The organism is Sutcliffiella horikoshii (assembly GCF_019931755.1).
Taxonomy (GTDB): domain Bacteria; phylum Bacillota; class Bacilli; order Bacillales; family Bacillaceae_I; genus Sutcliffiella_A; species Sutcliffiella_A horikoshii_E.
The window spans coordinates 2472127-2498868 of sequence record NZ_CP082918.1 but is presented as its reverse complement, the minus strand read 5'-3'; the positions used below and the strand labels follow the sequence as shown (position 1 = coordinate 2498868).

The 26742-nt window shown below is 39.4% G+C and carries 30 protein-coding genes and 1 riboswitch; of the genes, 26 read left to right on the top strand and 4 right to left on the bottom strand.

What is annotated here, in order from left to right:
* From K7887_RS12755 to K7887_RS12745, 3 genes are all read left to right on the top strand, one after another.
* On the top strand, positions 1–777 hold the full coding sequence (locus K7887_RS12755) for a 3-hydroxybutyrate dehydrogenase (protein ID WP_223489651.1): 777 nt from the start codon (positions 1–3) through the stop codon (positions 775–777).
* 16 nt (positions 778–793) lie between these two features.
* Positions 794–961 (top strand): hypothetical protein, encoded by a 168-nt coding sequence (locus tag K7887_RS12750; protein WP_223489649.1) that lies wholly within the window; start codon positions 794–796, stop codon positions 959–961.
* A gap of 96 nt (positions 962–1057) precedes the next feature.
* Positions 1058–1870, top strand: a complete 813-nt coding sequence (locus K7887_RS12745; RefSeq protein ID WP_223489647.1) for a histidinol-phosphatase — start codon at positions 1058–1060, stop codon at positions 1868–1870.
* Positions 1871–1940: 70 nt separating this feature from the next.
* Here K7887_RS12745 and serA read toward each other — a convergent pair whose 3' ends face one another.
* Entirely contained in the window at positions 1941–3515 is a 1575-nt protein-coding gene (gene serA / locus K7887_RS12740) for a phosphoglycerate dehydrogenase (protein ID WP_223489645.1), read from the bottom strand.
* Between the two features lie 200 nt (positions 3516–3715).
* A riboswitch (FMN riboswitch) is annotated at positions 3716–3851 on the top strand.
* Between the two features lie 179 nt (positions 3852–4030).
* Between serA and K7887_RS12735 the strand changes: the two genes are divergently transcribed.
* Positions 4031–4615: an ECF transporter S component gene (locus tag K7887_RS12735; RefSeq protein ID WP_223489643.1), complete on the top strand. Its 585-nt coding sequence runs from the start codon at positions 4031–4033 to the stop codon at positions 4613–4615.
* Between the two features lie 62 nt (positions 4616–4677).
* On the opposite strand, the gene K7887_RS12730 is transcribed toward K7887_RS12735, so the two are convergent.
* Positions 4678–4926 carry a ferredoxin gene (locus K7887_RS12730; RefSeq protein ID WP_010194489.1) on the bottom strand — a complete coding sequence of 83 codons (249 nt, stop codon included), beginning with the start codon at positions 4924–4926 and terminating at the stop codon, positions 4678–4680.
* A gap of 251 nt (positions 4927–5177) precedes the next feature.
* On the opposite strand from K7887_RS12730, the gene K7887_RS12725 reads away from it, so the two are divergent.
* From K7887_RS12725 to K7887_RS12680, 10 genes are all read left to right on the top strand, one after another.
* The gene (locus K7887_RS12725) at positions 5178–6269 is read left to right on the top strand and encodes a YpbB family protein (protein ID WP_223489641.1); all 1092 of its coding nucleotides are present in this window, start codon (positions 5178–5180) and stop codon (positions 6267–6269) included.
* A complete protein-coding gene (locus tag K7887_RS12720; RefSeq protein ID WP_223489639.1) occupies positions 6241–7773 on the top strand; it encodes a RecQ family ATP-dependent DNA helicase in 1533 nt (510 codons plus the stop codon). Before K7887_RS12725 ends, K7887_RS12720 begins: the two co-directional genes overlap by 29 nt.
* Positions 7770–8393, top strand: a complete 624-nt coding sequence (locus tag K7887_RS12715; protein WP_223489637.1) for a CPBP family intramembrane glutamic endopeptidase — start codon at positions 7770–7772, stop codon at positions 8391–8393. Before K7887_RS12720 ends, K7887_RS12715 begins: the two co-directional genes overlap by 4 nt.
* Positions 8380–9084 carry a LysM peptidoglycan-binding domain-containing protein gene (locus K7887_RS12710; protein ID WP_223489635.1) on the top strand — a complete coding sequence of 235 codons (705 nt, stop codon included), beginning with the start codon at positions 8380–8382 and terminating at the stop codon, positions 9082–9084. Before K7887_RS12715 ends, K7887_RS12710 begins: the two co-directional genes overlap by 14 nt.
* Positions 9085–9220: 136 nt before the next feature.
* Positions 9221–9676: a DUF2663 family protein gene (locus K7887_RS12705; RefSeq protein ID WP_223489633.1), complete on the top strand. Its 456-nt coding sequence runs from the start codon at positions 9221–9223 to the stop codon at positions 9674–9676.
* 68 nt (positions 9677–9744) lie between these two features.
* Positions 9745–10521 carry a metallophosphoesterase gene (locus K7887_RS12700; protein WP_223489631.1) on the top strand — a complete coding sequence of 259 codons (777 nt, stop codon included), beginning with the start codon at positions 9745–9747 and terminating at the stop codon, positions 10519–10521.
* Between the two features lie 151 nt (positions 10522–10672).
* On the top strand, positions 10673–11587 hold the full coding sequence (locus tag K7887_RS12695; protein ID WP_223489629.1) for a MerR family transcriptional regulator: 915 nt from the start codon (positions 10673–10675) through the stop codon (positions 11585–11587).
* A 99-nt stretch (positions 11588–11686) separates the two neighbouring features.
* The gene (locus K7887_RS12690) at positions 11687–12277 is read left to right on the top strand and encodes a genetic competence negative regulator (protein ID WP_223489627.1); all 591 of its coding nucleotides are present in this window, start codon (positions 11687–11689) and stop codon (positions 12275–12277) included.
* A 200-nt stretch (positions 12278–12477) separates the two neighbouring features.
* Positions 12478–13758 (top strand): Glu/Leu/Phe/Val family dehydrogenase, encoded by a 1281-nt coding sequence (locus K7887_RS12685; protein WP_223489625.1) that lies wholly within the window; start codon positions 12478–12480, stop codon positions 13756–13758.
* A 113-nt stretch (positions 13759–13871) separates the two neighbouring features.
* Positions 13872–14840: a YpdA family putative bacillithiol disulfide reductase gene (locus tag K7887_RS12680; RefSeq protein WP_223489624.1), complete on the top strand. Its 969-nt coding sequence runs from the start codon at positions 13872–13874 to the stop codon at positions 14838–14840.
* 44 nt (positions 14841–14884) lie between these two features.
* Here the strand turns inward: K7887_RS12680 and K7887_RS12675 are convergent, their stop codons facing one another.
* Positions 14885–15859: an asparaginase gene (locus K7887_RS12675; RefSeq protein WP_223489623.1), complete on the bottom strand. Its 975-nt coding sequence runs from the start codon at positions 15857–15859 to the stop codon at positions 14885–14887.
* Positions 15860–16003: 144 nt separating this feature from the next.
* Here K7887_RS12675 and prsW point away from each other — a divergent pair, with 144 nt between their 5' ends.
* The 9 genes from prsW (at position 16004) to fni (ending at position 24161) form a co-directional block, all read left to right on the top strand.
* Positions 16004–16654, top strand: coding sequence for a glutamic-type intramembrane protease PrsW (prsW, locus tag K7887_RS12670; RefSeq protein ID WP_223489622.1), 651 nt, complete (start codon positions 16004–16006; stop codon positions 16652–16654).
* A 196-nt stretch (positions 16655–16850) separates the two neighbouring features.
* Positions 16851–17894 carry a cell wall hydrolase gene (locus K7887_RS12665; protein ID WP_223493644.1) on the top strand — a complete coding sequence of 348 codons (1044 nt, stop codon included), beginning with the start codon at positions 16851–16853 and terminating at the stop codon, positions 17892–17894.
* Positions 17895–17912: 18 nt separating this feature from the next.
* A complete protein-coding gene (gene ypeB, locus K7887_RS12660) occupies positions 17913–19253 on the top strand; it encodes a germination protein YpeB (RefSeq protein ID WP_223489621.1) in 1341 nt (446 codons plus the stop codon).
* Between the two features lie 96 nt (positions 19254–19349).
* Positions 19350–20012, top strand: a complete 663-nt coding sequence (locus K7887_RS12655; protein ID WP_223489620.1) for a flagellar brake protein — start codon at positions 19350–19352, stop codon at positions 20010–20012.
* A 63-nt stretch (positions 20013–20075) separates the two neighbouring features.
* The gene (locus K7887_RS12650; RefSeq protein WP_223489619.1) at positions 20076–20258 is read left to right on the top strand and encodes a YpfB family protein; all 183 of its coding nucleotides are present in this window, start codon (positions 20076–20078) and stop codon (positions 20256–20258) included.
* 98 nt (positions 20259–20356) lie between these two features.
* Positions 20357–21040 (top strand): (d)CMP kinase, encoded by a 684-nt coding sequence (gene cmk / locus K7887_RS12645; RefSeq protein ID WP_223489618.1) that lies wholly within the window; start codon positions 20357–20359, stop codon positions 21038–21040.
* Positions 21041–21042: 2 nt separating this feature from the next.
* Positions 21043–21624 carry a lysophospholipid acyltransferase family protein gene (locus K7887_RS12640; RefSeq protein ID WP_223489616.1) on the top strand — a complete coding sequence of 194 codons (582 nt, stop codon included), beginning with the start codon at positions 21043–21045 and terminating at the stop codon, positions 21622–21624.
* Positions 21625–21918: 294 nt separating this feature from the next.
* Entirely contained in the window at positions 21919–23061 is a 1143-nt protein-coding gene (gene rpsA / locus K7887_RS12635) for a 30S ribosomal protein S1 (RefSeq protein WP_223493643.1), read from the top strand.
* 38 nt (positions 23062–23099) lie between these two features.
* The gene (gene fni / locus K7887_RS12630) at positions 23100–24161 is read left to right on the top strand and encodes a type 2 isopentenyl-diphosphate Delta-isomerase (protein WP_223489614.1); all 1062 of its coding nucleotides are present in this window, start codon (positions 23100–23102) and stop codon (positions 24159–24161) included.
* A 451-nt stretch (positions 24162–24612) separates the two neighbouring features.
* On the opposite strand, the gene K7887_RS12625 is transcribed toward fni, so the two are convergent.
* Complete coding sequence (locus K7887_RS12625; protein ID WP_010194104.1) at positions 24613–24744, bottom strand: YpzI family protein; 132 nt, start codon at positions 24742–24744, stop codon at positions 24613–24615.
* Between the two features lie 123 nt (positions 24745–24867).
* Between K7887_RS12625 and K7887_RS12620 the strand changes: the two genes are divergently transcribed.
* Genes K7887_RS12620 through K7887_RS12610 form a run of 3 tightly spaced genes read left to right on the top strand, consistent with a single transcriptional unit; the run spans position 24868 to position 26544 of the window.
* Positions 24868–25473, top strand: a complete 606-nt coding sequence (locus tag K7887_RS12620; protein ID WP_223489612.1) for a YphA family membrane protein — start codon at positions 24868–24870, stop codon at positions 25471–25473.
* Positions 25470–26369 (top strand): YIEGIA family protein, encoded by a 900-nt coding sequence (locus K7887_RS12615; protein WP_223489611.1) that lies wholly within the window; start codon positions 25470–25472, stop codon positions 26367–26369. Before K7887_RS12620 ends, K7887_RS12615 begins: the two co-directional genes overlap by 4 nt.
* A complete protein-coding gene (locus K7887_RS12610) occupies positions 26359–26544 on the top strand; it encodes a capping complex subunit for YIEGIA (RefSeq protein WP_223489609.1) in 186 nt (61 codons plus the stop codon). The genes K7887_RS12615 and K7887_RS12610 overlap by 11 nt, the downstream gene beginning before the upstream one ends.
* Positions 26545–26742: the final 198 nt, after the last annotated feature.

Sequence of the window (26742 nt, the reverse complement as noted above, 5' to 3'; positions counted from 1 at the left end):
ATGGTTGAGAATAAAGTTGTATTTATCACAGGGGCAGCACAAGGAATAGGGTATGAGATCGGGGAACGTTTTGCTGAGAATGGAGCGAAAGTCGCTATTTCCGATATTAACGAAGAAGGAATTGAAAAAGCGGTCAAACAATTGAAGGACAAAGGGCATGAAGTGTTTGGGGTTAAATGTGATGTGACAAAAGAAGAAGAAGTAAAAAGTGCATTGGACCAGACATATGAACATTTTGGGTCCCTAGATATCCTGATCAATAATGCAGGGATGCAACACGTTGCGCCTATCGAAGAGTTCTCTACTGAAAAGTACGAATTATTGCTGAAAATAATGCTTATCGCACCATTCATGGCTACCAAGCATGTCTTTCCATTAATGAAAAAGAACGGCTTTGGTCGTATTCTTAACATGGCATCCATCAACGGTTTAATTGGTTTTGCCGGGAAAGCTGGTTATAACAGTGCGAAACATGGTGTGGTCGGACTAACGAAAGTGGCTGCATTAGAAGGAGCAGAGCACGGCATAACAGTGAATGCATTATGTCCCGGTTATGTTGATACCCCACTTGTTAGAAATCAGCTGCAAGATCTTGCAAACACTAGAAACATTCCATTGGAAAAGGCCTTGGAATTGGTCATTTACCCGCTTGTACCTCAAAAGCGTTTATTATCAGTAGATGAAATTGCTGATTATGCGCTCTTTTTAGCAAGCGATAAGGCGAAAGGTGTTACTGGTCAAGCAGTTGTCATGGACGGTGGGTACACTGCACAATAATTGGAGAGGTGAAGGGATGAAGAAGGTTTCAAAAGAAAAGCTGAGAGCACAAGAGGAAGCAACGGCTACAAATCTCAAGCTTGAGCAGGAGTTCTATCATGATTCGGGCCATCAGGACGGAAGCTTATACAATTTGGGAGATAGTACCCCGCTATTAAATGATGAGGAAAAAGGTGCTGATTAAGCATCTTTTTTCTTTATGAATTTTTTGAAAATATAACCCATCTCTCTATGATAAATAGTATAATAAGCAAAAATAGAAGAGAGAGGATATGATACGATGCTGACTGATTATCATAACCATTTGGAGAGAGGGACATTAACTTTAGATTATTTGAAACAATTTACAAAAGTAGCTCAACAAAAAGGGATAGAAGAGTTTGGTGTCTCAGAACATGCCTATCATTTCTATCAAACAAAAGATATTCTCAGCAACCCCTGGGTGGAGGAACGAAGATATTATGATATGGCCAAGTATTATCAACTTTTCCAACAGGCCTGGAATGAAAATATTAATGTGAAAATGTCCATTGAAATGGACTATACACCTGGCAAGCATGCCGAGATGAAAAAATTTATTGATGCTTATCCTTTTGACTATGTGATCGGTTCCATACATTGGGTTGGAGACTTTGGGATTGACTTGGCCGAGTTTCGTAAAGAGTGGGATCGCCGTGATACCAATGACGTATATACGAAATATTTTGACCAGGTTGTTACTCTTGCTGAGTCAAATATGTTCGATATAATCGGACATCTAGATCTAGTAAAGATTTTCAAATACGTACCAAAGGATGAAGAATTTCTATTAGAGCAGTATGAACGAGCAGCTTCCGCACTTGCCAACTCTAAGACTTGTGTGGAAATCAGTACTGCGGGACTGAGGAAACCGGTAGGGGAGCTATATCCGGATAAACGCTTGCTGAAAATGTGTCATGACAAAGGGGTGCCGATTGTGCTCTCCTCGGATGCCCATGTGCCTGAACATGTAGGTGCCGATTATGACCAGGCTGTTCAGCTTGCTAAAGAAGTAGGATACAAAACGATTATGACCTTTAAAAGAGGAGAACGCAGAGAAGTAGAATTAGGTTAATTATTTCCTTACTAAAATAATGACAAACGAAATCCCCTTACCAAAAAGTAAGGGGATCATTTATGGTAGCCTACAACTCTAAAATAATCGCAGAAGAAATATCCGGTATGAGAAGGATTTCATCTACGAGCACTTTTTCAAGCGGCTGGTCAAAAGAAAGCATCATAATGGCTTTTCCGCCTTGAAGCATCCGTCCTACATGCATGGTTGCGATATTTGTTTCGTGTTTACCGAATATGAGCCCGAGTTGTCCGATTACACCAGGGCGATCCGTATGCTGCACATAAAGCAAATGGCCGCTAGGTGCAAAGTCGATGTCAAATCCATTCATATGCACAATTCTAGCGCCAAAACCTTCAATGAATGTCGCCCTTACTACTAAGTTAACATCATTTCCCCGTGCCTCGACTTGAATAATATTGGAGTATCCATAACTATCTGTTTGATGTTTTTCTCCATAACTGATGCCACGTTCTTTTGCAATGGTAGCAGCATTCACTTCATTGACAGTCGTATCGACACGATTCCGTAAAAATCCTGCAATAATACTTTTAGTCAAAATAGATGTTTCCCACTCCGTTATAACACCTGCGTACGTTGCGGTAATCTCTTCGATAGGTGTTTTGGCAGATTGAGAAAGAATGGATCCCAAGGTTTTTCCAAGTTGATAAAATGGTTGAATCTTTTTGTAAATTTCTTTTGGAATAGTAGGCAGGTTGATGCTTGTATTAACAGATTGGCCATTTAAATATGCCAGCACATCTTTTGAAACTTGGAAAGCAACATTGTATTGTGCTTCTTTGGTGGATGCCCCAAGATGAGGTGTAACAATTACATGCTCATGCTGTACAAGATCACGGTTGGTTGGAGGCTCCACCTCAAATACATCTAGAGCAGCACCAGCAACATGGCCTGTGTTTAAATGGTATAGCAATGCTTCTTCGTCAATGATTCCACCACGGGCACAGTTAACAAGATAAACACCTTTCTTTAATTGAGGGATATTATCTTTATTGAACAAACCTTTCGTTTCCTTTGTGAGAGGGGTATGTACGGTAATGATATCCGCTTGCTTCATCACTTCATCTAAAGGTAACGAGGTGACACTTAATTTCTCAGCCCTCGTGTCTGTTAAAAACGGATCGTATACTACTACTTTCATTTGAAAAGCTTTAGCACGCTTGGCAATTTCGCCGCCAATACGGCCAAATCCCACAATTCCAAGCGTTTTTCCGAATAACTCTGTACCTATAAACTTCTTTCTGCTCCATTCGGCGCCTTTCACATTCATATTTGCTTGAGGTATATGGCGCACTAATGAAGAAATCATGGCAAAAGTATGCTCTGCAGTGGATATGGTATTCCCATCGGGTGCATTTATGACGACTACGCCTCTTTTGGTTGCAGCGGTTATATCAATATTGTCCACGCCTACTCCGGCTCTAGCGACTACTTGGAGATTGGAAAGAGAAGAGAGAAGGGCATCATCCACCTGGGTGGCACTTCGAACGAGTAGCGCATCAATGTCTTCTGGTTTGTATTCGTCTCCTTCACGATCTTTCCGATATACTTTAACATTTTCCGCTTCTAATAGCGGAGTCAGTCCTTCTGAACTTATAGAATCTGCAACGAGCACATGAAACATAAATGCAATCCCTCCAAAAAAATATAATAAAATTTCTGATAATTTATCATCTATCAGGAAGCCTGTCAATGACTTTACAACAGGTCGAACCTATGTAAGCGCTTATTGTTTCAAAATTCCTATAAAAAATGAATACCAGTTCATTTCTCTTCCCTTTTTACTATTTTTTGAGTATAATAAACTCGTAAGTTAATAATATGATCTATCTTCGGGGCAGGGTGAAATTCCCGATCGGCGGTGATGAGAGAAATTCTCTAAGCCCGCGAGCCTGATGTTGGGGCAGGATTTGGTGCGATTCCAAAGCCGACAGTATAGTCTGGATGGGAGAAGATGGAGGTTCAAAGTTGTCGAAATTTCTATTTTTTTCGATGCTTATTTCCTGATGCCTTCGTACTCCCGTTTGTTACTTTGACAAGCGGTTATTTGCGTGGTTTGGCATCAAGAAATAAACACACATCTTTGAATTCTCTCTTTTCGTACGAGGTGGATCTCCATTTGAAAAGGAGAGAAGAAAAATGAATCAATCAAAACGCGTCAAAAAAATGGTAACAGTCGGTATGTTAAGCGGTATTTCTTACCTGCTTATGTGGCTAAGCTTTCCACTGCCTTTGTTGCCACCATTTTTATCTGTGGACTTCAGTGACGTCCCAGCATTGCTGGCAGCCATTATTTTCGGACCAGTAGCAGGTATCACAGTCGAAGCAATTAAAAATATCCTGCATTATATTGTGCAAGGAAGTATGACAGGAGTTCCTGTTGGTCAGTTGGCTAATTTCACTGCAGGTGTATTGTTTATCCTGCCAACTTATTTTATCTTTAATAAAATCCGTACAACAAAAGGTTTAGGATTAGGTTTGGTAGCGGGTACAGTTTCCATGGCAGTAATCATGAGTGTGCTCAACTACTATATTTTCTTGCCTGCATTCACATATTTTCTTAATGTCCCATCAGGGTCTTCTGCTCAGATGATTGAAGGAATAGTGAAGGGTATCCTTCCATTTAATATAATCAAAGGGTTGATTGTCACTTTCTTGTTCTTATTGTTATATAAGAAGCTTGCAATTTGGCTCGACCGTCAGTTAGAAATAAAGAATGTCTAAATAGAAGCAATAAAGAAGAAGCCCCAATTCCATAAGGATTCGGGGCTTCTTCTTTATTATAACTATTCAAATTTTAATGCATCGCCATCGAATGGCTCATCAGCAATTTTAATTGAATCAGTAGGACAGCCTTCAAACGCGTCCATCATATCTTCTTCAAGTACATCAGGAATTTCTACGATTCCTTGGTTGTCATCAAGTGTTACAAATGCAATACCTTCATCATCGTAGTCGTAGATGTCTGGAGCTGCAGCACCGCATGCTCCACAAGCGATACAAGTATCTTTGTCAACAATCGTGTATTTTGCCATGAAAATAAACCTCCCAAATAGTAACTAGTCAATTAAATGATTTCCAATATCTAGATGGAAACCAATTCCTTATATTATATATTGTAAAACTGTTTTCCCAACTTTTCAATAGAAAACTCAATGAGAATGCTTATCACACAAGGGTTTTGAAACATATTGTTAGATTACCCGACGAAAAGATGTGATAAACATGTCATCCTTTACAAAATTTTGATAAAATGACTGTAGGGGAAGAAAGGTGTAGAAATTTGATGAAATCATTCGAATATTTGTGTCTGAAATGCCTGGAATCATTTAGAGGAGAACGGAGCATTTCAGCGATATACCATTTATTTAGAGGAAAGAAATCTTCTCAAACTATACAGGATGCCAATATCTTCTCATTGGTGAATGTATATGGACTTTTTCCCGATCTAAACAGAAACTTTCTTCAACAAACAATACATTATTTACAGGCGGAACAACTTATTCGTGAAGTACATAGCGACCATTGCGAAGTTACAGACAAAGGTAAAAAGCAGTTGTCAGATGGCGAAAAACTTTATTATTTTGCTCCCTACTTAAATGGATATGCATACAAAGATAAAAGTTTGACTTTTTGGAAGAGATATTCACTGCTTATTCAAACTTTATCTAATCTGGCAGGGAAGGATAATACCTTTATCCCTATACAATATGACGATAATATCCAAGGGTGGGTAAAAAATTATTTATTGAGTCAAAAAGGCAGTTCAAAGAAACAGTTGTTAAACGATTTATTCAATGAAACAAACAGTATGCTTTCTCAATTGCCGACCAATCAGGCAACTGTCTTTGCACTTAAACTGTCCGGTTATCGGCATACAGGAAATACAGATGAGCAAATAGCCAAAACCTTAAAAAAAGACTCCGCCTGGATTCACGTAGAGTTCCAATCAGCTCTGCACTTTATCATTCAAAGCTTAGAGGAAAAAGGTGCAGCTTCAAACTACAAAAGTCTTTTTTTAATTTGTCGTGATTTGCTGGTGAGACCACTGCTTACTGAAACGACACAAAAAAGTTTGAAGCTGCTCCATCAAGGACTCAGTCTACCTGAGATCGCCAATATCCGGAGATTGAAGGAAAGTACCATTGAAGATCACGTTGTAGAGATTGCTATGCAGATTCATGATTTTTCGATAACTCCTTATGTGAAAGAGGACGACGTAGAAGTAATCAAGGCTGTTATTCATGATTTGCAAACACATCAACTTCGAAGAATAAAAGAGAAGTTGAACAATCTGGATATCAGCTATTTTCAAATAAGGTTAGTGCTGACAAGGATGGGGGATAGCGATGAATCTAAACAACCTGCTGGAAGTTAAAACAGGATTTTCTTCTTTTAGACCGGGACAAAAAGAAATTATTGAGGATGTCCTCTCAAAGAAAGATGTCATTGCGTTGCTTCCTACAGGAGGAGGTAAATCCCTATGTTATCAACTTCCAGGTTACGCTCTTAGGGGCACAGTTGTCATTGTTTCCCCTTTATTATCCTTAATGGAAGACCAGGTACAACAACTAAGGTCAAATGGAGAAAAAAGCGTCGTCGCCTTAAACTCATTTTTAACCTTCTCGGAAAAAGAAAAGCTGTTGTCCGTTGACTTGAATACTTATAAATTCCTATTCATTTCACCAGAAATGCTACAGGTAGATAAATGGATCAAGAAACTCCAAACAGTACGTATCGATTTGTTCGTAGTAGATGAAGCGCATTGTGTATCCCAATGGGGCCATGACTTCCGGACTGATTATTTGAAATTGGGAACGGTCAAAAAAATGCTTGGAGAACCGCCAACATTGGCCTTGACTGCTACAGCAACAAAAGCGGTCATACAAGATATTCAAGCATTTTTAAGTATGTCAGAACCTGTGTTTCACATCAATTCATTGGACAGGCCAAACATAGCCTTGAAGGTGGAGGAAGTAATCAATAACCAAGAAAAAAGGGAACGGTTACTGGAATTGGTAACAGACTTGCAACCCCCAGGTATCATCTATTTTTCAAGCAGAACAAAGACGGAAGAACTTTATGAATACCTAACAGAAAATGGAGTAGATAAGGTCGCGTATTATCATGCTGGATTATCACAAGAACAACGAATTTTAATTCAACAACAGTTTTTGATGGACCAGATTGATATTATCTGCTGTACAAGTGCTTTTGGGATGGGCATTAATAAAAGTAATGTACGATACGTTCTTCACTACCACCAACCAACTCAAATGGAGTCTTATGTCCAGGAAATTGGTCGTGCAGGAAGAGGGGGAAACCAAAGTATTGCAATCTTGCTGAAAAGTAAGGAAGATGCGATGCTCCCAGAATTCATAATAGGCAATGAATTACCTGATCAGGCGTGGGTGTCATTTATCCTTCAGAATCTGGTGAATAAATACGTTGAAATAGATTCTTTATCAAAGAAACAAATGAAAGAATGGGTAGAACAATATCCAGAGCAGGAGTCCCATTGGAGATATCTCTTTTTTCAACTAAGCGAGTTCTTAAACAGACACGGGAAACTCAATATCACCACTCTTGAACAATGCATAGAAATGATACAGGGAAGAATTGATAAAAGAACTTCCATGAAACGTTCGAAGCTTGAGGAATTTAATAATTGGACTACCACAGCTTTTTGCAGGAGAAAAGAATTGCTTCATTATTTTGATGAAGATATGTTCACCCCTATTCAACAATGTTGTGATAACTGTGGATTGAATTTGGATAGTTATAGTAGGGAAATTAAAATCACTTCAAAAAGTAATGAAGATGAACCTGTAACCTGGGAGAAGGTTTTGAAAAAAATATTTTGGCAGGAAGATGAGAATTGAAAAACAGACAAGCAGAAATTATTAAACATATGAATCCTAGAGAGCTTTTATATCATCTCTATCTTTCTCAAATAGCTTTTTTCGCAATCGGACTCGTACTAGCCTATTTTTTGTTTAACAGTTTCGGATCCTTTAAAGAAATATTTGCATGGCAGCCAGTAGACATTTTTGTCATTGGGACAGTCGTCGCACTTATTGTGGTAGGCGCGGATCTTTTACTTATGAAAAGGGTGCCTAAAAGCCTTTTGGATGATGGCGGTATTAATGAGAAAATGTTTCAGACAAGATCATTCCCGCACATCATTATTTTGGCATTCATTATATCCTTTGCAGAGGAATTCCTTTTTCGAGGAGTGTTACAAACCCATTTTGGAATTTGGGTTGCCAGTATTTTGTTTGCAGTACTTCATATCAGGTACTTACATAAATGGGTATTGTTCATCTCGGTTGTCATTATCAGCTTTATATTAGGATACACCTATGAAGTCACAAGCAGTTTATGGGTTACCATTTGGGCCCATTTCCTGATTGATATGTTGCTTGCTTGCAAGATTAGAGCAGACTATTTGAAAACTAAAAACAAGTGGAAGACGGGAGTGGTGAGCGATGGAGAACAATAAAGGGTTAGATCAAGCAGACGGGTTACGGGAAGAAGTTGAAAAAGAATCGAATAAACTACCATCCAGAAGTGAGCTTCACGCACAAAAACGAAGCAAAAAAACAAAATGGAAAGTAAACTTTCCGTTCGTCAGGCTGATAGGTGTATTATTTTTGCTAATTCCTATCAGTATTATGGCTATACATTTTAATAATCAGGAGACCAACTTCTTGGACAAAATGTTTACGCCGGCAGTTAAAAACGTGGAACAAATATCCATTCCTAAGAATGTTTCTGCAAGTACTGTAGACAAAGCTGATAAGAATGACGAGGAAACGCCTGTTGCTGCTGAACAGATGTCTACCCGAGACAATGAAGCGGAAGAGGTTACAGACCAAGGAAATGAAACAGCAGATGGTCCAGGGAAAACTGCAGAGAAGGAAGAGAGTAAAAGTACTACTGAGCAAAGTGACTCCGCTCCTGCATCACAACCTGAAACCGAAGAAGTGGATGTAACCGAAGAGGAAGTGGAAGAGGAATCATCCAATGTGACATATATAGAGCATATCGTCCAAGAAAGTGAAACTCTTTACCGCATTTCGATGAAATACTTCAGCAGCAGAGATGGAGAAAGAATCATCAGCGACCACAATAACCTTGTAAACGGCCAAGTAAACGTCGGCCAAAAGCTTCTCATACCAGTTAATAGATAAAATTTATGTAACAACCTGAAAGCACAGAATCTCTCTGTGTTTTTTCTTTTATTCTCAGTCTTTCCATTAGTAAATCATAGAGTGGGCTTGTTCTGCATAGTTTTCTAGTAGGACAGGTTGGAAAGAGGGGATGACAGTGGAACATGTAATCAAAACGCTCAATCATCATACAGACGAAGCAACAAAACAAACACTACAACTCTTAGTGGACAAAAAACGAAAACAAGATACATTCAAAAAAAGGGAATGGAGATGGAGAATATCCTGCTGCATTACTTTAGGGTTATTTTTAATCTACATTTACTTCTTTATTTTCAAGCAATCTTCTTCTTATTCAGCAAGCATTTCCTATTTCTTTGATCGCTCCATTCATTTTTGGATTGTCATGTTTATTGCCTATCAGATTGGGATGATTAAGTACCTGCTGTATAAAAAAGATAAGGCGGAAAAAGAGTACCATGACCTTAGAAAAGAAATGGTAAAACGCAGTGATGACTATTGGTCAAAGCCTGTAGACTGGAAGCAAAGACACCAAGTGTTTGATCTTATGAAAAAAGAGTTTGATATCAATTTATATCATGAGACAAAGTGAGTTTGATACAAAGTTTGGCTTGTATGATATAGTTGGATTACAACTATGCACAAAAGGGGAAGTTCGAGATGATATGGATCATACTTGGAGTGGTAGCTCTTCTTGGAGTATCACTTCTTTTCTATATGTATAAGCAAGCAATGCAAGAAAATATTATCGAGCAAACTCTTGCATTTCCAGATTTTCCGCAAAGCTTTGGTGAAATAAGAATCTTCTTTATTTCAGATATTCATAAACGGAAAATCAGCCCTGAGTTCATAAGCAAAATAAACAACATAGATTTGGTGATTATAGGTGGAGACTTGATGGAAAAGAAAGTGCCTCTAACACAAGTATCTGAAAATATTGAACAACTAAAGAAGCTGGGCATTGTTTTTTTCGTATGGGGAAATAATGACTATGAGGTCGATTATCACGAATTAGATTCCCTTCTTCTTCAACATGGTGTAAAAATACTAGATAACACTAGCTACTTATTTGAAAGCGAACATGGAGATCGGCTGGAATTAGTTGGGGTGGACGACTTGGTCCATGAACGGGACGAACTTAAGACCGCTCTAGAAGAAACGAAGAGCGAAAGTTTTAAAATCTTAATCAGTCATGAACCCGAAATTGTTGACAAGTTTACAGCTGCTGAAAAAATCAGTCTGGTATTAAGCGGGCATACCCACGGCGGGCAAATTAGGATTTTTGGTTTCGGCCCTCATGAAAAAGGAAGGCTGACTCATTTGCCTCATACAACACAGTTAATCAGTAATGGCTTTGGGACGTCCTTAGTACCGCTTAGGCTTGGTGCCCCGTCTGAAACACATATATTGACCGTTACTACACGAGCGGAGGCCTGATTTTCAGGTGCCGCTTTTTACTTTGTTGGCATAACTTTCTTAGGTCTTGCAGAAAAGATGTAACCTGTTCAAAACCTATACAAAGTTTACACAGTAACATTCGTGCTATATAATGCAAGTAATGATTTTGAAAAGAGAGAAAGGGATCTGTATGGCAAATAATGAAGGTAAATACAATATTAAGGCAGCATCCAAAATGCTGGGTATCCAACCGGGTACATTAAGGGCCTGGGAAAGAAGATATCAGATCATCGCTCCCGTAAGGAATGAGTCCGGGCACCGCTTATACACGGAAGAGCATATCAAAATACTGAAGTGGCTGATACAGAGGGTAAATAAAGGCTTTACCATCAGTCAAGCTGTTTCACTCTTTGAAAAAAACACTCAGGCTCTTTTGGAATCAGATTCCCCACAACATACGGATCAAGAGGATTTATCTACTGATTTGCTAAACCAATTGCTAGAAGCTCTATTGGAGTTCAATGAAGGTCAAGCTCATGAATTAATGGATAAAATTTTCAGCTTATATTCTGTAGAAAAAGTGTTGATAGATATTTTGGGTACGCTATTGGTGAAGGTTGGCGACATGTGGGAAAATGATGAAATATCAAGCGCACATGAACACTTTGCGTCTGCATTTTTGCGTTCTCGAATTGGAATGATTCTTCATGGGTTACCAGTGAATGGATTCCTACCTAAAACCGTGTCAGTATGCGGCCCGGGTGAATGGCATGAACTGGGGTTATTGATATATACACTGTTTGTGCGTAGAAAAGGTTTTGAAACCATATACTTAGGTACTAGTATTGCCGATGAAGATATTCATATTGTTTTAAAAGAAGTCCAGCCTAAATTTTTATTCCTGTCATGTACACTGTCCATCAACCTGCCCAAAACATTGGAAATGGTGACAGCGCTTAAAGAACAATATCCGGCCCTCATCATTGGTTTGGGTGGTACCGCAGTGGATAAAATGCCAGAAAATAAAAAAAGGCAATATGCTGATCATATGATCGGAAACTCCATGAAAGAATGGGAAGATTGGCTAAGGGTCAGAATGAACTGATTTCATGCTCAATAATAAGAATTACTCACGAACCAACTTACACCTTTTATCATAAAATGTAAGAAGTTCTATGGTGTTAAAGGTTGGGAGGAGTCTTTCATGCGGCTGGAACGTTTAAACTACAACAAGATAAAGATATTCCTCACTTTTGATGACTTGGAAGATCGCGGGTTAACAAAAGAGGATTTATGGAAAGATTCGCAAAAGGTTCATCAGCTGTTTCGTGACATGATTGATGAAGCTAGTGCGGAGCTGGGTTTTGAAGTGAGCGGATCATTGAATGTAGAAGTATATGCTCTTCAAGCTCAGGGTATGGTGGTAATTGTAACATCAACAGAACATGAGGAAATAGAAGAAGAGTTCAATGATGATTATATAGAAATGCAAGTGACAGTAGATGAATGCCAAGAACTGTTTTATGTGTTTCAATCTTTTGACCACTTAATCGATTTAGCCAAAAGGCTTCAATGCCTCAATATAAATGGCGGTATTATCTATTCGCATGATCAAATGTTCTATCTTCTCCTGATGGAAGAAGATGTGGATGCAGACATGGATATCGACACCTTAATTGCACTATTGTCTGAATACGGCACACCATCGACCATGACGATACACCGAATAGAAGAATATGGGAAATTGATTATGAACCATTCAGCTATGAAGCAAATAAATTCGTATTTTAATTAGAAAGCAGCCTATTCTACATAAATCATTTTGTAGTGTAGGCTGTAAGTATTTTCTGATATTTCTTACGTTTTGAAATCGGTTACATTTTTTTAATAAAAGTTTATTTTCTATCTTTGCATAAGTTGAAGTAAGGTGTATACTATGTCATGAAGATGGACTATTTCAATCTTATTATGTGAGACAATCTAGGAGGTTTACTTATGGTAGCCGAGAAAAGCAATGATAAAAAAAGTTCTAACGAAGACAAGTTAGATGTATTAAAATCGACACAAGTTGTTATACATAAAGCATTAGAAAGGCTAGGCTATCCCGAAGAAGTCTATGAATTACTAAAAGAACCTATGCGCATGCTTACGGTGAAGATCCCTGTCCGCATGGATGACGGATCTGTGAAGATCTTTACTGGATATCGCGCACAACATAATGATGCAGTTGGACCAACTAAAGGTGGAATTCGTTTCCATCCAAATGTCTCTGAAAAAGAAGTAAAAGCACTATCCATTTGGATGAGCTTAAAATGTGGAATAGTGGATCTTCCATACGGTGGAGGTAAAGGCGGGATTGTCTGCGATCCTCGTGAAATGTCTTTTAGAGAACTAGAAAGACTAAGCCGTGGCTATGTTCGCGCAATCAGTCAAATTGTAGGACCAACAAAAGATATCCCTGCTCCAGACGTCTTCACCAACTCCCAAATTATGGCTTGGATGATGGATGAATATAGCAGAATAGATGAATTCAACTCTCCAGGATTTATTACTGGAAAACCTCTAGTACTAGGTGGTTCCCATGGCCGTGAATCAGCTACTGCCAAAGGGGTTACCATCTGCATTCGTGAAGCAGCGAAGAAAAAAGGTATTAACATTGAAGGTGCTCGCGTGGTTGTACAAGGTTTCGGTAATGCGGGTAGTTACCTTTCCAAGTTCATGCATGATGCAGGCGCAAAAGTTGTAGGTATTTCTGATGCTTACGGTGGACTATATGATCCAAACGGATTGGACATCGACTATTTGTTGGATCGTCGTGACAGTTTCGGAACGGTGACAAAACTTTTCAACAACACTATTACCAACAAAGAATTGCTTGAGCTTGAATGTGATATTTTGGTTCCGGCAGCTATCGAAAACCAAATCACAGAAGAGAACGCACACAATATTCGTGCTAAAATTGTTGTAGAAGCAGCGAATGGACCTACAACTATTGAAGGTACACAAATCCTAACAGACCGTGGCATCCTTCTGGTTCCGGATGTGCTAGCAAGTGCAGGTGGAGTGACGGTATCTTACTTTGAATGGGTACAAAACAACCAGGGTTATTACTGGACAGAAGAAGAAGTAGAAGAAAAGCTTGAAAAAGTAATGGTGAAATCGTTCAACAATGTGTACGAAACATCACAAAGCCGTCGTGTTGACATGCGTTTATCCGCTTACATGGTCGGTGCACGTAAAATGGCGGAAGCTTCCCGCTTTAGAGGCTGGATTTAATATTTGCTTAAGCTTTCACAATCCCCTATCATATAGTGATGGGGGATTTTCATTTTGGAGAAAACCCTTAGATTTTCATAATACTCAAATACTGAATACGGAGTTGAACAACGGTGATAAACAGAGATGCCATCATTGTCGGCGGTGGTCCATGCGGCTTGGCAGCAGCCATTGCACTAAAAGATGCAGGGCTATCCCCGCTTGTCATAGAAAAAGGAAACATTGTAAATGCCATCTACAATTACCCAACGCACCAAACATTCTTCAGCTCAAGCGAGAAGCTGGAGATAGGCGAAGTGCCTTTTATTACAGAAAATAGAAAACCTGTTAGAATCCAAGCCCTGACTTACTATCGGGAAGTAGTGAAGAGAAAGAAAATTGAAGTGAACGCGTTTGAATTAGTAGAGCATGTGGAAAAAGTTCAGGACGATTCATTTATCGTACATACCTCCAAACATTCCTACTCCACAAAGTATGTCATCATTGCAACGGGCTATTATGATAATCACAATAAACTGGATGTGCCTGGTGCTGACTTGGATAAAGTATCGCATTATTTCAAGGAAGGGCATCCTTATTTTGATAAGCATGTTGCTGTACTTGGAGGTAAAAACTCCAGTGTCGATGCAGCTTTGGAATTAGTAAAAGCAGATGCACATGTAACCGTCATCTACCGAGGAGAGACATATTCACCAAGTGTGAAGCCTTGGATCCTTCCCGAATTTGATGCGTTGGTACGTAACGGCACCATCCGCATGGAGTTTGAATCTAATGTGACTAGCATTACGGAGAAAGAGATTTCATTCGTTAATAAAGATGGCGAAGAGCAAACGATCTATAATGATCACGTGTTTGCCATGATTGGTTACCATCCAGACCATTCCTTTTTAACTAAGATGGGTGTCGGGATAGATGATGAGACAGGACGTCCAACATTTAACGAAGAAACGATGGAAACAAACGTTTCAGGGATTTTCATTGCAGGTGTTATTGCAGCAGGCAATAATGCTAACGAAATCTTTATTGAAAACGGTCGCTTTCACGGCGGCATGATCGCCGAATGTATTAAGGCACGTGCATAGAAATAAAAGTGCCAGTTTCCAATTGTGGAAACTGGCATTCCATTTTATCTTAAAAATAATTCCTGCAGTTTATCAGGGTCAATCGTACTTTCTAGTGCAACCATCAGTTTAATTCGGGCTTTTTGTCCGTTAAGTCCATTCGAGAATATTACGCCAAGCTCTTTTAACCTGCGCCCGCCTCCTTCATAGCCATAGATGTCTTGGACTATTCCGTTAAAGCAACGTGATACCATCACAACGGGGATGTTTGCTTCTCTTAAAGACTTAATTCCTTCCACAGCTGTTGGAGGAATATTACCTTGTCCGAGAGCTTCTAATATGACACCATCAACTTGCATGTCTTTTAAAGCATGAAAAATACTTGAATCCATACCGGCATATGCTTTTAAAAGCATGACATTCTTTGTGACGGAATCTACCTGGTATTTGTCTTCGGAAACGGGCGAGTGGTGAAAAAATGCTCCTCGTTTTGTCACAATCCCAATTGGACCGTATTGAGGGCTCTGAAATGTTGCGATATTAGATGTGTGTGTCTTTGTTACATTCTTGGCGGTATGTACTTCATCATTCAGCACAACTAGCACGCCTTTATTCTTGGCTTCTTCGCTTGCTGCAACCTTTACGGAAGAAAGAAGATTATAAGGGCCGTCAGAACCAATTTCGTTGCTTGAACGCATTGCTCCGGTCAGCACGATTGGTACCCGAGTCTGGACCGTTAAATCCAGAAAAAAGGCGGTTTCCTCTAAAGTATCCGTTCCGTGGGTAACTACAAAACCCTCGATACCGTGTTCCATGGCCTGTTGATCAATAAATTTGGAAAGCAAAAGCATATGTTGTGATGTAATATGTGGGGAAGGAAGATTGAATAGTTCATGACTTTCTATATGAATGTTAGAGTCGACGACTAACGGAATTGTCGTTAAAGGATTTCGTTCACCGGGCGTTACTGCGCCGGTTTGTTCGTCTTCTGACATCGAGATGGTCCCACCTGTGTGAATAATCATGATTTTCTTTTTCATTATCGCAAGCACCTCATTAATTTAGGCTAATTTGTGAACCTTTGCTTTATTTTACAAACAATTTCCAAAAGTTTAGACATCTTATTTCATTAATTACGATAACATGATACGATAAAAAAAAACAGATTGAAACGAGGCTTTTTTATGCTGGCAGTTGTATCCGCCGGGATTGCTCCAGGCTTAGCATTGTTGTCTTATTTTTATTTAAAGGATACTTTTGAAAAAGAACCAATCACCTATGTATTTAAAATATTTATATTTGGTGCACTGCTTGTGTTTCCGCTCATGTTCATGCAGTACGTAATTGAACTCGAGCTTGGGGTCACCTCACACTTAGTAAAAGCTTTCCTTATGTCAGGTCTTCTTGAAGAATTCTTCAAGTGGTTTATCCTCATTTATCTTGTCTATCAAAATCTCCATTTTGATGAACATTATGACGGAATTGTATATGGTGTAGCCGTATCTTTAGGCTTCGCTACAGCTGAGAATATTCTCTTCTTGATTGCAAATGGAGTGGAACTCGCCTTGGGCAGAGCCATTCTCCCTGTTTCCAGTCATGCTTTATTCGGTGTGATTATGGGCTATTATCTTGGGAAAGGGAAATTTAACACCAATAGCAAGCATAAACGGATATGCCTTACGTTGTCTTTATTGACTCCGATCTTCTTGCACGGAATGTATGACATGATTATCCTCTCTCAGAAATATTGGGGATTATATATGGTTCCATTTATGATTTTTTTATGGTGGCTTGGCCTAAGAAAAGTAAAGCTCGCAAATACCGTAGAAATATAGCCCGCACAAACGTTTAATACACTAACGTATGTGTCGGGCTATTTTTTATGGAGGGTTCATCCATATTATGGAATACCTCTTTTCTCCAAATGAATCTGTATAAAATACCAATATCTACAGAAAATACATTGTAACAATTGTTTAAAGAAGACAAAGGAGGAAATGTAAGGTGAAACGGTTACTAATAATTTCATGTATGTTTCTTTTTAGCACATGTATGTTATTTTCGATAAATCAAAACTCAGCCAGTGCCTTTTCTGAACAAATCATTCAAAAAGGCGCGACAGGTAATGATGTTGTCGAATTGCAAGCACGCCTCCAATATAACGGTTATTACCATGCAAGGATTGATGGGGTATATGGATGGACCACATATTGGGCTGTAAAAAACTTTCAGCAGGAATTTGGTCTAGATCAAGTGGATGGACTGGTTGGGCCTAAAACGAAAGAAATGCTTCATAAGTCTACAAAATTCTATAAAGATTGGGTACATCAACAGATTAATTCCGGTAAAAAATTCACGCATTACGGCGGTATGGAACTAAAGTATCAAGTAGAACCATCCCAAGCAACGGTTGATAAGGCTAAGCAAGGAGCAACAAATCAGTGGGCAAAGCAAAAAACTCAATATCAAAAGCAAACCCCTGCTCCGCAAAAGGATCAAGCGAAACCTGCACCTAATCAACAACAACCTGCTCCAGGACAACAACAAGAGCAGCCAGCTCCGGAGCAACCAGCACCGGAACAGCAGCCAGCGCCAGAGCAGCAACCAGCGCCGGAACAACAACAACCAGAACCAGCTCCTGAAGAACAGGCAGCTCCTGAAGATCAACCGGCAGAAGATGAAGGAGAAGCACAGAGTGCAACCAATATGCCTGGTGGATTTTCGGAAAATGATATTCAATTGATGGCAAATGCCGTTTACGGGGAAGCGCGCGGGGAACCGTATGAGGGTCAAATTGCGGTAGCTGCAGTAATCCTAAACCGTATCAATTCACCGACTTTTCCAAATACAGTATCAGGGGTAATCTTTGAACCGCTTGCGTTTACAGCTGTTGCTGACGGTCAAATTTGGCTAACTCCAAATGAAACGGCGAAAAGAGCGGTCGTCGATGCGATCAACGGAATGGACCCATCCGAGGGAGCAACGTATTATTTTAATCCTGATACGGCAACAAGTGGTTGGATTTGGGGACGTCCGCAAATTAAGCGAATTGGAAAGCACATTTTCTGTGACTAAAGAAGAGGGTGAAGAATTATGTTGAGACTTGTTATCATCGCTGTTTTAGCAATTGCAGTAGCAGGAACAGGCTATTGGGGTTATCAAGAGCATCAAGATAAAAACGCAGTCCTCATTAATGCGGAAAACAATTATCAGCGTGCTTTTCATGACCTTGTCTATCATGTAGATCTGTTGCATGACAAAATAGGAACGACCTTGGCAATGAGTTCAAGAGAGCAACTTTCCCCATCCTTTGCCGAGGTGTGGAGAATCACATCAGAAGCTCAGAATGACGTAGGTCAGTTACCATTGACACTCTTGCCATTTAACAAAACGGAAGAGTTCTTGACGAATACGGGGGACTATACGTATCAAGTCGCAGTCAGGGACTTGGACAAAAATCCTTTAACAGATGAAGAATATAGTACACTTCAAGCACTTTATCAAAAGTCGGATGAAATTAAACAAGAGCTGCGAAGAGTTCAGAGCATGGTTATGAGCAACAATTTGCGCTGGATGGATGTAGAACTGGCGCTTTCTGCAAAAGACCAGCCGCAGGATAATACAATCATTGATGGTTTTAAAACGGTCGAGAAAAACGTAGAAGGATATGATGAAGCAGACTTCGGGCCGACATTTACCTCCATGAATCAGGAGGATAAGAATTTCAGCCAGCTTTCAGGAAAAACAATCACGGAAGAAGAGGCAAAAAAAATTGCCGATAAATACTTAGAACTTGAAGGAAATGAAAAGATCACCATTACTGAAAATGGGGAAGGTTCGAAGTTTGGCTTCTACAGTTTAAAAATTGTCGATAAAAATCAGCAGGACACTTACATGGATATTGCCAAAAAGGGTGGTATACCTATTTACCTGGTCCAAAATAAAGAAGCAAAAAAGAAGAACATCAGCTTAAACGAAGCAACTGAGAAAGCTAGAAACTTTTTGAAACAGAATAAATTTGACACATTGGATTTATACGAGAGTGTAGAATACAACAAACTTGGTATCTTTACATTTGTGTCAAATGTGGATGGAGTGAGGATATATCCAGATTCCATCAAAATGAAAGTAAGCCTTGAAACAGGTGAAATTGTAGGATTTTCTGCTAAAGATTACTTAATGTCCCACCATCTCAGAGAAATACCTGAACCTGGGATTTCGCTTGATGAAGCAACTCAGAGAATCAACGAAAAGGTAATGATCATGGAAGATTCCCTTGCCATCATTAACAACGATCTCGGCGAAGAGGTACTGTGTTATGAGTTTCTGGGGACAATTGATAATGACACCTATCAGATTTTCATCAATGCCAATGATGGACGTGAAGAAAAGGTGGAAAAATTAAAAAATCCGGAACTGCTATATGATTTGTAATTATATGGAGGAAAAGTCAAATTTGGCTTTTCCTTTTTTTCGTAAAATGGTTTAATAAGTATATAGAGAGAACGGGTATTCAAGGGAGGCAGTTTTTTGTTAAAGCCAGGGGTCGTATTAACGCTGCAAGTGAGAAACGATGATCAAGTTGAGAAATATAGATGTAAAGTACAGGAAGTAAAAGAGAAAGAATTTTATGTGGACTATCCATCACATATTGAGAACGGGAGAACGACATACATATTGAACGGTACGCAACTACTCATCACATATGTGACAGAGGAAGGTGTGGCATATACATTTGAAAGTGAAGTACTCGGAAGAATGAAACAGGCAATTCCAATGGTACAACTGTCCTTTCCTGGCTACCACCAGGTGTTGAAAGTTCAAAGGAGGCAGTATGTGAGGGTCGAAAGTAATATTGATGTATCGGTTCATCCTCTATCCTGTCATTTTACTCCTTTCATTACCGTCACACACGATATTAGTGCAGGGGGTACAGCAATTATTTTGCCTGAAAACGCCAGTCTACCTGAAAAAGGTCACATTTTCACCACCTTTGTTATCCATTTAAATAATGGAGAAACGCACTATTTAAAACTCAAAAGTAAGATAATTAGATTAGTGGAGGATAAGGCAAAGAATAGGTGGAAAGCATCATTGCAATTTGATCCCATTAATGAAATACAAAGACAAATCATTATGAAGTATTGCTTTGAACAGCAACTCTTGTTAAGAAAAACGCATTCTTTAGCATAAACACTTCCAATTCCATCCATACTGTAAGTAGTATAGAGAATGATGGAATAGAAGGAGTATAATATGAAAAGAGTGGAAAGGATTATCATCAAACTGATCGTCATTCAATTAATCTGTTTAATTTGTGCACAAGGACTCTTGTTATATACTGACTCGGCCCCTTTTTTAAGCAAGGTCATTCAGTATGAGGGAGTAGGCGGCATGAAGATAATAGAACATATAGAAACATTCGACCATAGTAGATGAGTATGATAAAATATACATGAAATAAGTCTAAGAAAATATGCAGGGTGACCTGCTTTTTTCATGTAAAAAAATGATAAAAGGTACATTCAGGAGGAACTATGAAACAACAATTATCTATAGCAATTGATGGCCCTGCAGCGGCAGGTAAAAGTACGGTAGCAAAAATTGTAGCAGACAAACTAGGGTATCTATACATTGATACAGGCGCCATGTACAGAGCGGTGACATTCCAGGCAATTAGAGAGGATGTTAACCTAGAAGACGAGGTATCTTTACAACAACTAGTAGAAAAGATGGATATCGACCTTCGAATTGCAAACAACCAGACGCAACATGTCTACATAAATGATGAAGATGTAACAGAGCAAATCCGTACACATGAGGTGACAAATAATGTATCCATTGTTGCCAAGCATAAACATGTACGTGAAGAAATGGTTGCAAGACAAAGAGTACTAGCAAAAAGAGGCGGAGTGGTGATGGACGGAAGAGACATCGGAACCCATGTACTTCCTGATGCTGAAATAAAAGTATTCCTTTTGGCTTCTGTAGACGAAAGAGCACATAGAAGACATGCTGAAAATCTTTCTAAGGGCTTTGACTCAGACCTTGAAAAACTGAAAGAAGAAATTGCTAGAAGAGATAAACTTGATTCCGAGCGCGAAATTGCCCCATTACAAAAGGCAGAGGATGCTAAAGAAATTGATACCACTTCCTTGAACATTGAACAAGTTGTGGAAAAAATCATGGATTTGGTTCATCAGAATGAGGAGACTAGATAACCATGACATTTTACTCATTTGCCAAGTTCATCGTTTCTGTTGTGCTTAAGCCACTGTACCGCATTAAGGTGGTGGGCAGTGAAAATATACCTAAAGAAGGTTCCGTATTAATTTGTTCCAATCATATAGATAATTTGGACCCTCCAGTAGTCGGAATTACTTCACCTAGAACCGTTCACTTTATGGCAAAAGAAGAGATCTTCCATGTACCTATTTTGAAAACTATTCTTCCAAAGCTGCATGCTTTTCCAGTAAAAAGAGGAATGAGTGATAGGGAAGCATTGAGAAAAGCTTTGAAAGTGCTGAAAGAGGGGCATGTTTTAGGACTTTTTCCTGAGGGTACGAGAAGTAAAACAGGTGAGTTGGGCAAGGGTTTGGCAGGTGCAGGATTTTTTGCACTCCGTTCCGAAGCAACAATAGTACCGTGTGCGGTCATCGGACCTTACAAGAAGTTTCAACCCCTGAAAGTGGTGTATGGAAAGCCTATCGATTTTACCCAACACCGTCTGGAGAAAATCTCGGCAGAAGAAGCAACTTTAGTGGTAATGGATTCCATAAAAGAACTTATCGAAAAAAACAGATAGTTTAAGAGTTTTGACTTGACAAAATGTCCTATTTATTAGAAGTTAGTAGAAGGAAGCTAAATTATGTAGGAATTTGTTAAGGCTATTTCTGCTAATTTATCACCTGGCAGTTCTAATTGATCTGTCCGATCAATCAAGTAAGTTAACATCCGTTAATTTATGAATTATTACACGAAACAAATGCAACTTTTGTTAAGTTCGCATGCATAGGCAAATGCCGGCATGCTTACGTAACGTCTACCGTTACTTACATAAATAATGGATTAGCTGGTTTGTATGGAGGAGGTAATAATGATGGTGGAAGACATGAATCAAGTAGAAGTTAATAATTTAGAGGTTGGCAACACAGTGACTGGAACAGTTACAAAAGTAGAAGAAAAACAGGTCCTTGTATCAATTGAGGGCAGCAAGCTAGATGGTATCATCCCAATAAGTGAACTATCCAGCCTTCATGTTGAAAAAGCGACAGATGTCGTTTCAGAAGGCCAGGAACTTCAACTTAAAGTTACAAAGGTTGAAGAAGAATTACTAGTACTATCTAAAAAAGCGGTGGATGCTGACTTGGCATGGGAAGATCTGCAAAAGAAATTCGAATCCAAAGAAGTGTTCGAAGCTGAAATCAAAGATGTTGTCAAAGGTGGACTTGTAGTTGACCTTGGCGTAAGAGGATTTGTTCCTGCATCCCTAGTTGAAAATTACTTTGTTGATGACTTTTCCGATTATAAAGGGAAAACATTAACGTTTAAAGTGGTAGAACTTGAAAAAGAGAAGAATCGTGTGATCCTTTCTCATCGTGCTGTAGTAGAGGAAGAGATGCAAAATAAAAAACATCAATTATTAGATACCATCGAAACAGGTCAAGTGCTTGAAGGGACCGTACAACGAATTACCGACTTTGGGGCATTTGTTGATATCGGTGGAGTAGATGGATTAGTTCATATTTCTCAACTGTCATATGAACATGTTGGAAAACCTTCAGATGTTGTGACTGAAGGCCAAAAGGTTAATGTTAAAGTCCTTTCTGTAGATCGCGACAATGAAAGAATTTCTTTATCTATTAAAGAAACATTACCTGGACCATGGTCCCAAGTATCAGAAAAGCTATCTGCAGGCAGTGTAACAGAAGGTGTTGTAAAACGCCTGGTTTCCTTCGGAGCTTTTGTTGAAGTACTTCCTGGTGTAGAAGGCTTGGTTCATATCTCTCAAATCTCCAACAAGCATATCGGTACGCCGCATGAAGTCTTAACAGAAGGCGATAAAGTACAAGTAAAAGTGTTGGATGTAAACGAAGCGGATCAAAGAATCTCCTTAAGCATCCGTGAGTTGGAAGAGCCTGAACAAGAAGAGGATTACAGTCAGTATAACCAATCAGAGGACACTGGCGGTTTCCAATTGGGCGAAATGATAGGGGATAAACTAAGCAAGCTTAAGAAATAATAAACGATATACAAATAATGATGTCAAGGTGATAACAGGTGAGTAGAGCTCAAAGGAAAATGGACCATATACAACATGCATTAACTACAGGACAAGTAAGGCAAACTGGATTTGACGATGTAATGTTTGTTCATCAAAGCTTGCCTAACCTCTCCACCACTGACATTCAATTGAATACAAAAATAGGCGAACTTACACTAAGTTCGCCTATTTTTATCAACGCAATGACAGGTGGGGGCGGCAAAAAAACGTGGGAAATTAACAAAGCACTGGCTGAAGTGGCGAAGATTTGCAATGTTGGCTTGGCAGTAGGCTCTCAAATGTCTGCCATCAAGGATCAAGATGAGGCAGCTACCTACGAGATAGTTAGAAAAGCGAACCCTAACGGTTTGATTTTTGCGAATCTCGGAAGTGAGGCAACTGTTGAACAAGCTAAACAGGCAGTGGACATGCTGGAAGCGAATGCCCTTCAAATTCACCTAAATGTTATACAGGAACTAGTCATGCCTGAAGGTGATCGTGATTTTTCCGGTGCCCTTGGAAGAATTGAGCGAATCGTGAAATCCTTGAACGTGCCGGTGATCGTAAAAGAAACAGGCTTTGGTATTAGTCGCGAGACGGCTAAGAAATTAGTAGATGTAGGAGTTTCTGTTATTGATGTTAGTGGCTACGGCGGGACTAACTTCTCTAAAATAGAAAATGAGCGCCGTACACAAAGGTTGGAGTTCTTTAATGATTGGGGAATTCCTACTGCAGCTTCTATTGCGGAAGTGAAACATGCTGTACCTGGCACCTCGATTATAGGATCTGGTGGAATACAAAAGCCAATGGATATTGCCAAAGCTATCGCTCTAGGTGCTTCAGCTGTTGGCTTGGCAGGTTACTTTCTAAAAGTATTTATGGAAGAAGGGCAAGATGGTTTAATTCAATTAATTCATCAAACACATGACGAATTAAGGTGGATGATGACTGCACTTGGGGCCTCTACTATAGAAGAATTGCAACAAGCTCCCATCATGATTACTGGTGAAACCTATCATTGGTTGACCCAACGTGGAGTAGATTGCTCAACTTACAGCAACAGAACATTACAAAATTAAAAATCCACAAACCAACGCCTTCTTTCTCAATAATAGAAAGAAGGCGTTTTTTAAATGAGGGAAAGTTAAAAATCCAGTTGATTTCCGTTTCAGGCGCTTCGCTTGCCTGCGGGCGGTCCGTGAGCTTCCTCACTCCGTTACGGGGTCTCACCTGTCCCTTCCTCCCGCGGGCGTCTGCGCGACTTCCACTCCAATCAACAAGGTTATCTCATTAACCGATATCACCATATTGACTGAAAAAGCGGTAACGGTTCGTTTCATGTAGTTCCTAGCTGTGGATTGGAGCAAATGGCGAAGACTCCTGAGGGAGATAGCGCTAGGTGGAGACCCCACAGGCGAAGCCGAGGAGGCTCCAGCAGCGCCCCTAGGAAAGCGAAGCCATTTGCGGAAAGGAACAGCGGATTCTAACCAATCACCTAAAAAGAACCGGGCGGTTTTACCCGGTTTTTTGTTATTTATTTCGCTCTCTTGCACCCTCAGGGCCTTCCATACTTGTTGCTCCAGGATACTTCAGAGATTGATCGCGGTCTGATTCCGTTCTCTTTTGGGCTTTCAGTTTTCGTTCTTGTCTATCTTTTCCCATATGATCACCTCTTTTCTCAGAATCTGTTTCATATTATTTGCGTAATCGGTAAAAACATACTGTGTTTCATGATTAGTATTCTCTCTTTTTAGGCATAATGATTTGGTGAGAGGAGGGAGAAAAATGGAAACAACAGGTCAATATTTTTATTTTTTAAGTTGGATGGGTTGGATCATCGTTACGTTTTTCTTCCCTAAATCTACAATCAGAACATTTTTGTCTATTCTTTTGTTAGTAGTAATAGCAGGATCAACCACCACTGTACAAATGTTCGGCTTCACCATGACCGCCTCATTTCTTGTATTGGCAGTTACTGCTCTTATTTTATTAGTGATTTCATTAAAGCAAAAATATATTTTACATTATTTTTCCATCTGTACCGTTGCGTTGGCGTATGTATGTTTTATCATATTTGAAATATATGATCCGGTCTGGATTTTTCTAGATAGGACGTGGATGCTTTCCGTCATTATCTTATATTTATCATTGCTCCTTTTTAAAACAAAAAGGGAAAGGTTTGTGTATATGCTTGCAGGGGTCTTACTGGGCGAGATTTTGCGAAGTATAGTAACGGATCGAATCTTTTCCTATTCGGATACTGGATCATTCGAGTTTTTGGCGGTTCTTGCTCTATCTTCAGCGGGGATGGCGACATGGATGATGTTTGAAACGTTGACGATACAACTAGATTCTTTAATACAAAAGCGCGTAAGGGAGAGACAAGGATGAATGAGTATACATTGCCCATTATTTTTGGGGTTTTAATAGGTTTAGCGACAAGGCTTTATATGCTTGTTACGGATTATCGTCAATATCCTACCTATTTGCATGGGAAAATCATACACTTATCGCTCGCTTTCATTGCTTCAGGTTTAGGTACTATTGCTGTTCCAGCCATCATGGAAGAGGAGTTTGCGGCTATTACCTTTCTAGCTCTGGCAGCGTCCCAATTTCGTGATGTAAGAAATATGGAAAGGAACACGCTAACTGAATTGGATGCATTTGAATTGGTACCAAGAGGAAGTACATATATCGAGGGAATTGCCATTGCCTTTGAAGGAAGAAACTATCTTGTCATGATTACTGCTTTTTTGGCCACGCTTGCCTATTTGGCAGCAAACATTTGGGTAGGGTTAGTTGTTGGTATTTCTGCGGCTCTCATTTCCCATAAATTAATGACTGGCGGGCAGTTGAAAGATATTGTAGATATTGAATATGTGAAGCCTCATTTTGATGGTGCAGGCTTGTATGTCGATAATATCTATATCATGAATATTGGATTACCTGAGCGCCAAAAAGAAGTTTTGCAATATGGGATGGGATTTATTTTAAAACCGAAAAATTTTAATGCGAGAACGACGATAGCAAATCTGGGACAGAGACAGGCGATTCTCCATGACATGTCCACTGCACTTGGAGTTTACCGTGATTCCGGAACGCCAGCACTTGTCCCCTTGGCAAAAAGGGACTTAGATGATGGACGTGTGGGAGTGTTCCTTTTACCGCAAGAACAGGATTTGGAAATAGGGATGGCAATCCTTGAACGGGTACCAACATTGGAAAATGCTATAAGAATGCCTACGAAAAACTTGAAGGAAAAGGTGAACAAGCAGGATGGAAGTTGAGAAATATATACTTGCTGTAATTACGACCAATGCTGCCAAGATAGCAGGAGGAGCTCCTATTTTCACTTGTGAAACAAAAGAGGAAATGGAGTTTGTTGCAGCAAATCTTGAGGCGATACTAGACGGAATTGCACATGGGTTGGGTGAGGAATTATATATTATTGTCAAACATTAAAGCTAACATTGTGACTTTGCAAAAAGTCAGACTTCCTTATTGCGGGGAATAATGTTAAACTATTCAAGTTAGACCTTCCTTTGCAGGAGGGTTTCTTTTATTAGAAGATACCACAAAGTATTCTAAAACATTCTTTTGTAAAGACTAAGAAAATCGAATGATTAGTATGAAAGAAATATTACATAAATTTTATAGAAA

What these genes read in the sequence shown, in the direction of transcription:
- K7887_RS12640 (WP_223489616.1), top strand. Translation starts at nt 21,043, where the DNA reads ATGACATTTTACTCATTTGCCAAGTTCATCGTTTCTGTTGTGCTTAAG.
- K7887_RS12745 (WP_223489647.1), top strand. Translation starts at nt 1,058, where the DNA reads ATGCTGACTGATTATCATAACCATTTGGAGAGAGGGACATTAACTTTA.
- K7887_RS12750 (WP_223489649.1), top strand. Translation starts at nt 794, where the DNA reads ATGAAGAAGGTTTCAAAAGAAAAGCTGAGAGCACAAGAGGAAGCAACG.
- K7887_RS12725 (WP_223489641.1), top strand. Translation starts at nt 5,178, where the DNA reads ATGAAATCATTCGAATATTTGTGTCTGAAATGCCTGGAATCATTTAGA.
- K7887_RS12695 (WP_223489629.1), top strand. Translation starts at nt 10,673, where the DNA reads ATGGCAAATAATGAAGGTAAATACAATATTAAGGCAGCATCCAAAATG.
- K7887_RS12610 (WP_223489609.1), top strand. Translation starts at nt 26,359, where the DNA reads ATGGAAGTTGAGAAATATATACTTGCTGTAATTACGACCAATGCTGCC.
- prsW (WP_223489622.1), top strand. Translation starts at nt 16,004, where the DNA reads ATGCTGGCAGTTGTATCCGCCGGGATTGCTCCAGGCTTAGCATTGTTG.
- cmk (WP_223489618.1), top strand. Translation starts at nt 20,357, where the DNA reads ATGAAACAACAATTATCTATAGCAATTGATGGCCCTGCAGCGGCAGGT.
- K7887_RS12690 (WP_223489627.1), top strand. Translation starts at nt 11,687, where the DNA reads ATGCGGCTGGAACGTTTAAACTACAACAAGATAAAGATATTCCTCACT.
- K7887_RS12615 (WP_223489611.1), top strand. Translation starts at nt 25,470, where the DNA reads ATGAATGAGTATACATTGCCCATTATTTTTGGGGTTTTAATAGGTTTA.
- K7887_RS12620 (WP_223489612.1), top strand. Translation starts at nt 24,868, where the DNA reads ATGGAAACAACAGGTCAATATTTTTATTTTTTAAGTTGGATGGGTTGG.
- K7887_RS12625 (WP_010194104.1), bottom strand. Translation starts at nt 24,744, where the DNA reads ATGGGAAAAGATAGACAAGAACGAAAACTGAAAGCCCAAAAGAGAACG.
- K7887_RS12755 (WP_223489651.1), top strand. Translation starts at nt 1, where the DNA reads ATGGTTGAGAATAAAGTTGTATTTATCACAGGGGCAGCACAAGGAATA.
- K7887_RS12710 (WP_223489635.1), top strand. Translation starts at nt 8,380, where the DNA reads ATGGAGAACAATAAAGGGTTAGATCAAGCAGACGGGTTACGGGAAGAA.
- K7887_RS12735 (WP_223489643.1), top strand. Translation starts at nt 4,031, where the DNA reads ATGAATCAATCAAAACGCGTCAAAAAAATGGTAACAGTCGGTATGTTA.
- ypeB (WP_223489621.1), top strand. Translation starts at nt 17,913, where the DNA reads ATGTTGAGACTTGTTATCATCGCTGTTTTAGCAATTGCAGTAGCAGGA.
- K7887_RS12665 (WP_223493644.1), top strand. Translation starts at nt 16,851, where the DNA reads ATGTTTCTTTTTAGCACATGTATGTTATTTTCGATAAATCAAAACTCA.
- serA (WP_223489645.1), bottom strand. Translation starts at nt 3,515, where the DNA reads ATGTTTCATGTGCTCGTTGCAGATTCTATAAGTTCAGAAGGACTGACT.
- K7887_RS12730 (WP_010194489.1), bottom strand. Translation starts at nt 4,926, where the DNA reads ATGGCAAAATACACGATTGTTGACAAAGATACTTGTATCGCTTGTGGA.
- K7887_RS12650 (WP_223489619.1), top strand. Translation starts at nt 20,076, where the DNA reads ATGAAAAGAGTGGAAAGGATTATCATCAAACTGATCGTCATTCAATTA.
- K7887_RS12675 (WP_223489623.1), bottom strand. Translation starts at nt 15,859, where the DNA reads ATGAAAAAGAAAATCATGATTATTCACACAGGTGGGACCATCTCGATG.
- K7887_RS12700 (WP_223489631.1), top strand. Translation starts at nt 9,745, where the DNA reads ATGATATGGATCATACTTGGAGTGGTAGCTCTTCTTGGAGTATCACTT.
- K7887_RS12720 (WP_223489639.1), top strand. Translation starts at nt 6,241, where the DNA reads ATGAATCTAAACAACCTGCTGGAAGTTAAAACAGGATTTTCTTCTTTT.
- rpsA (WP_223493643.1), top strand. Translation starts at nt 21,919, where the DNA reads ATGGTGGAAGACATGAATCAAGTAGAAGTTAATAATTTAGAGGTTGGC.
- K7887_RS12685 (WP_223489625.1), top strand. Translation starts at nt 12,478, where the DNA reads ATGGTAGCCGAGAAAAGCAATGATAAAAAAAGTTCTAACGAAGACAAG.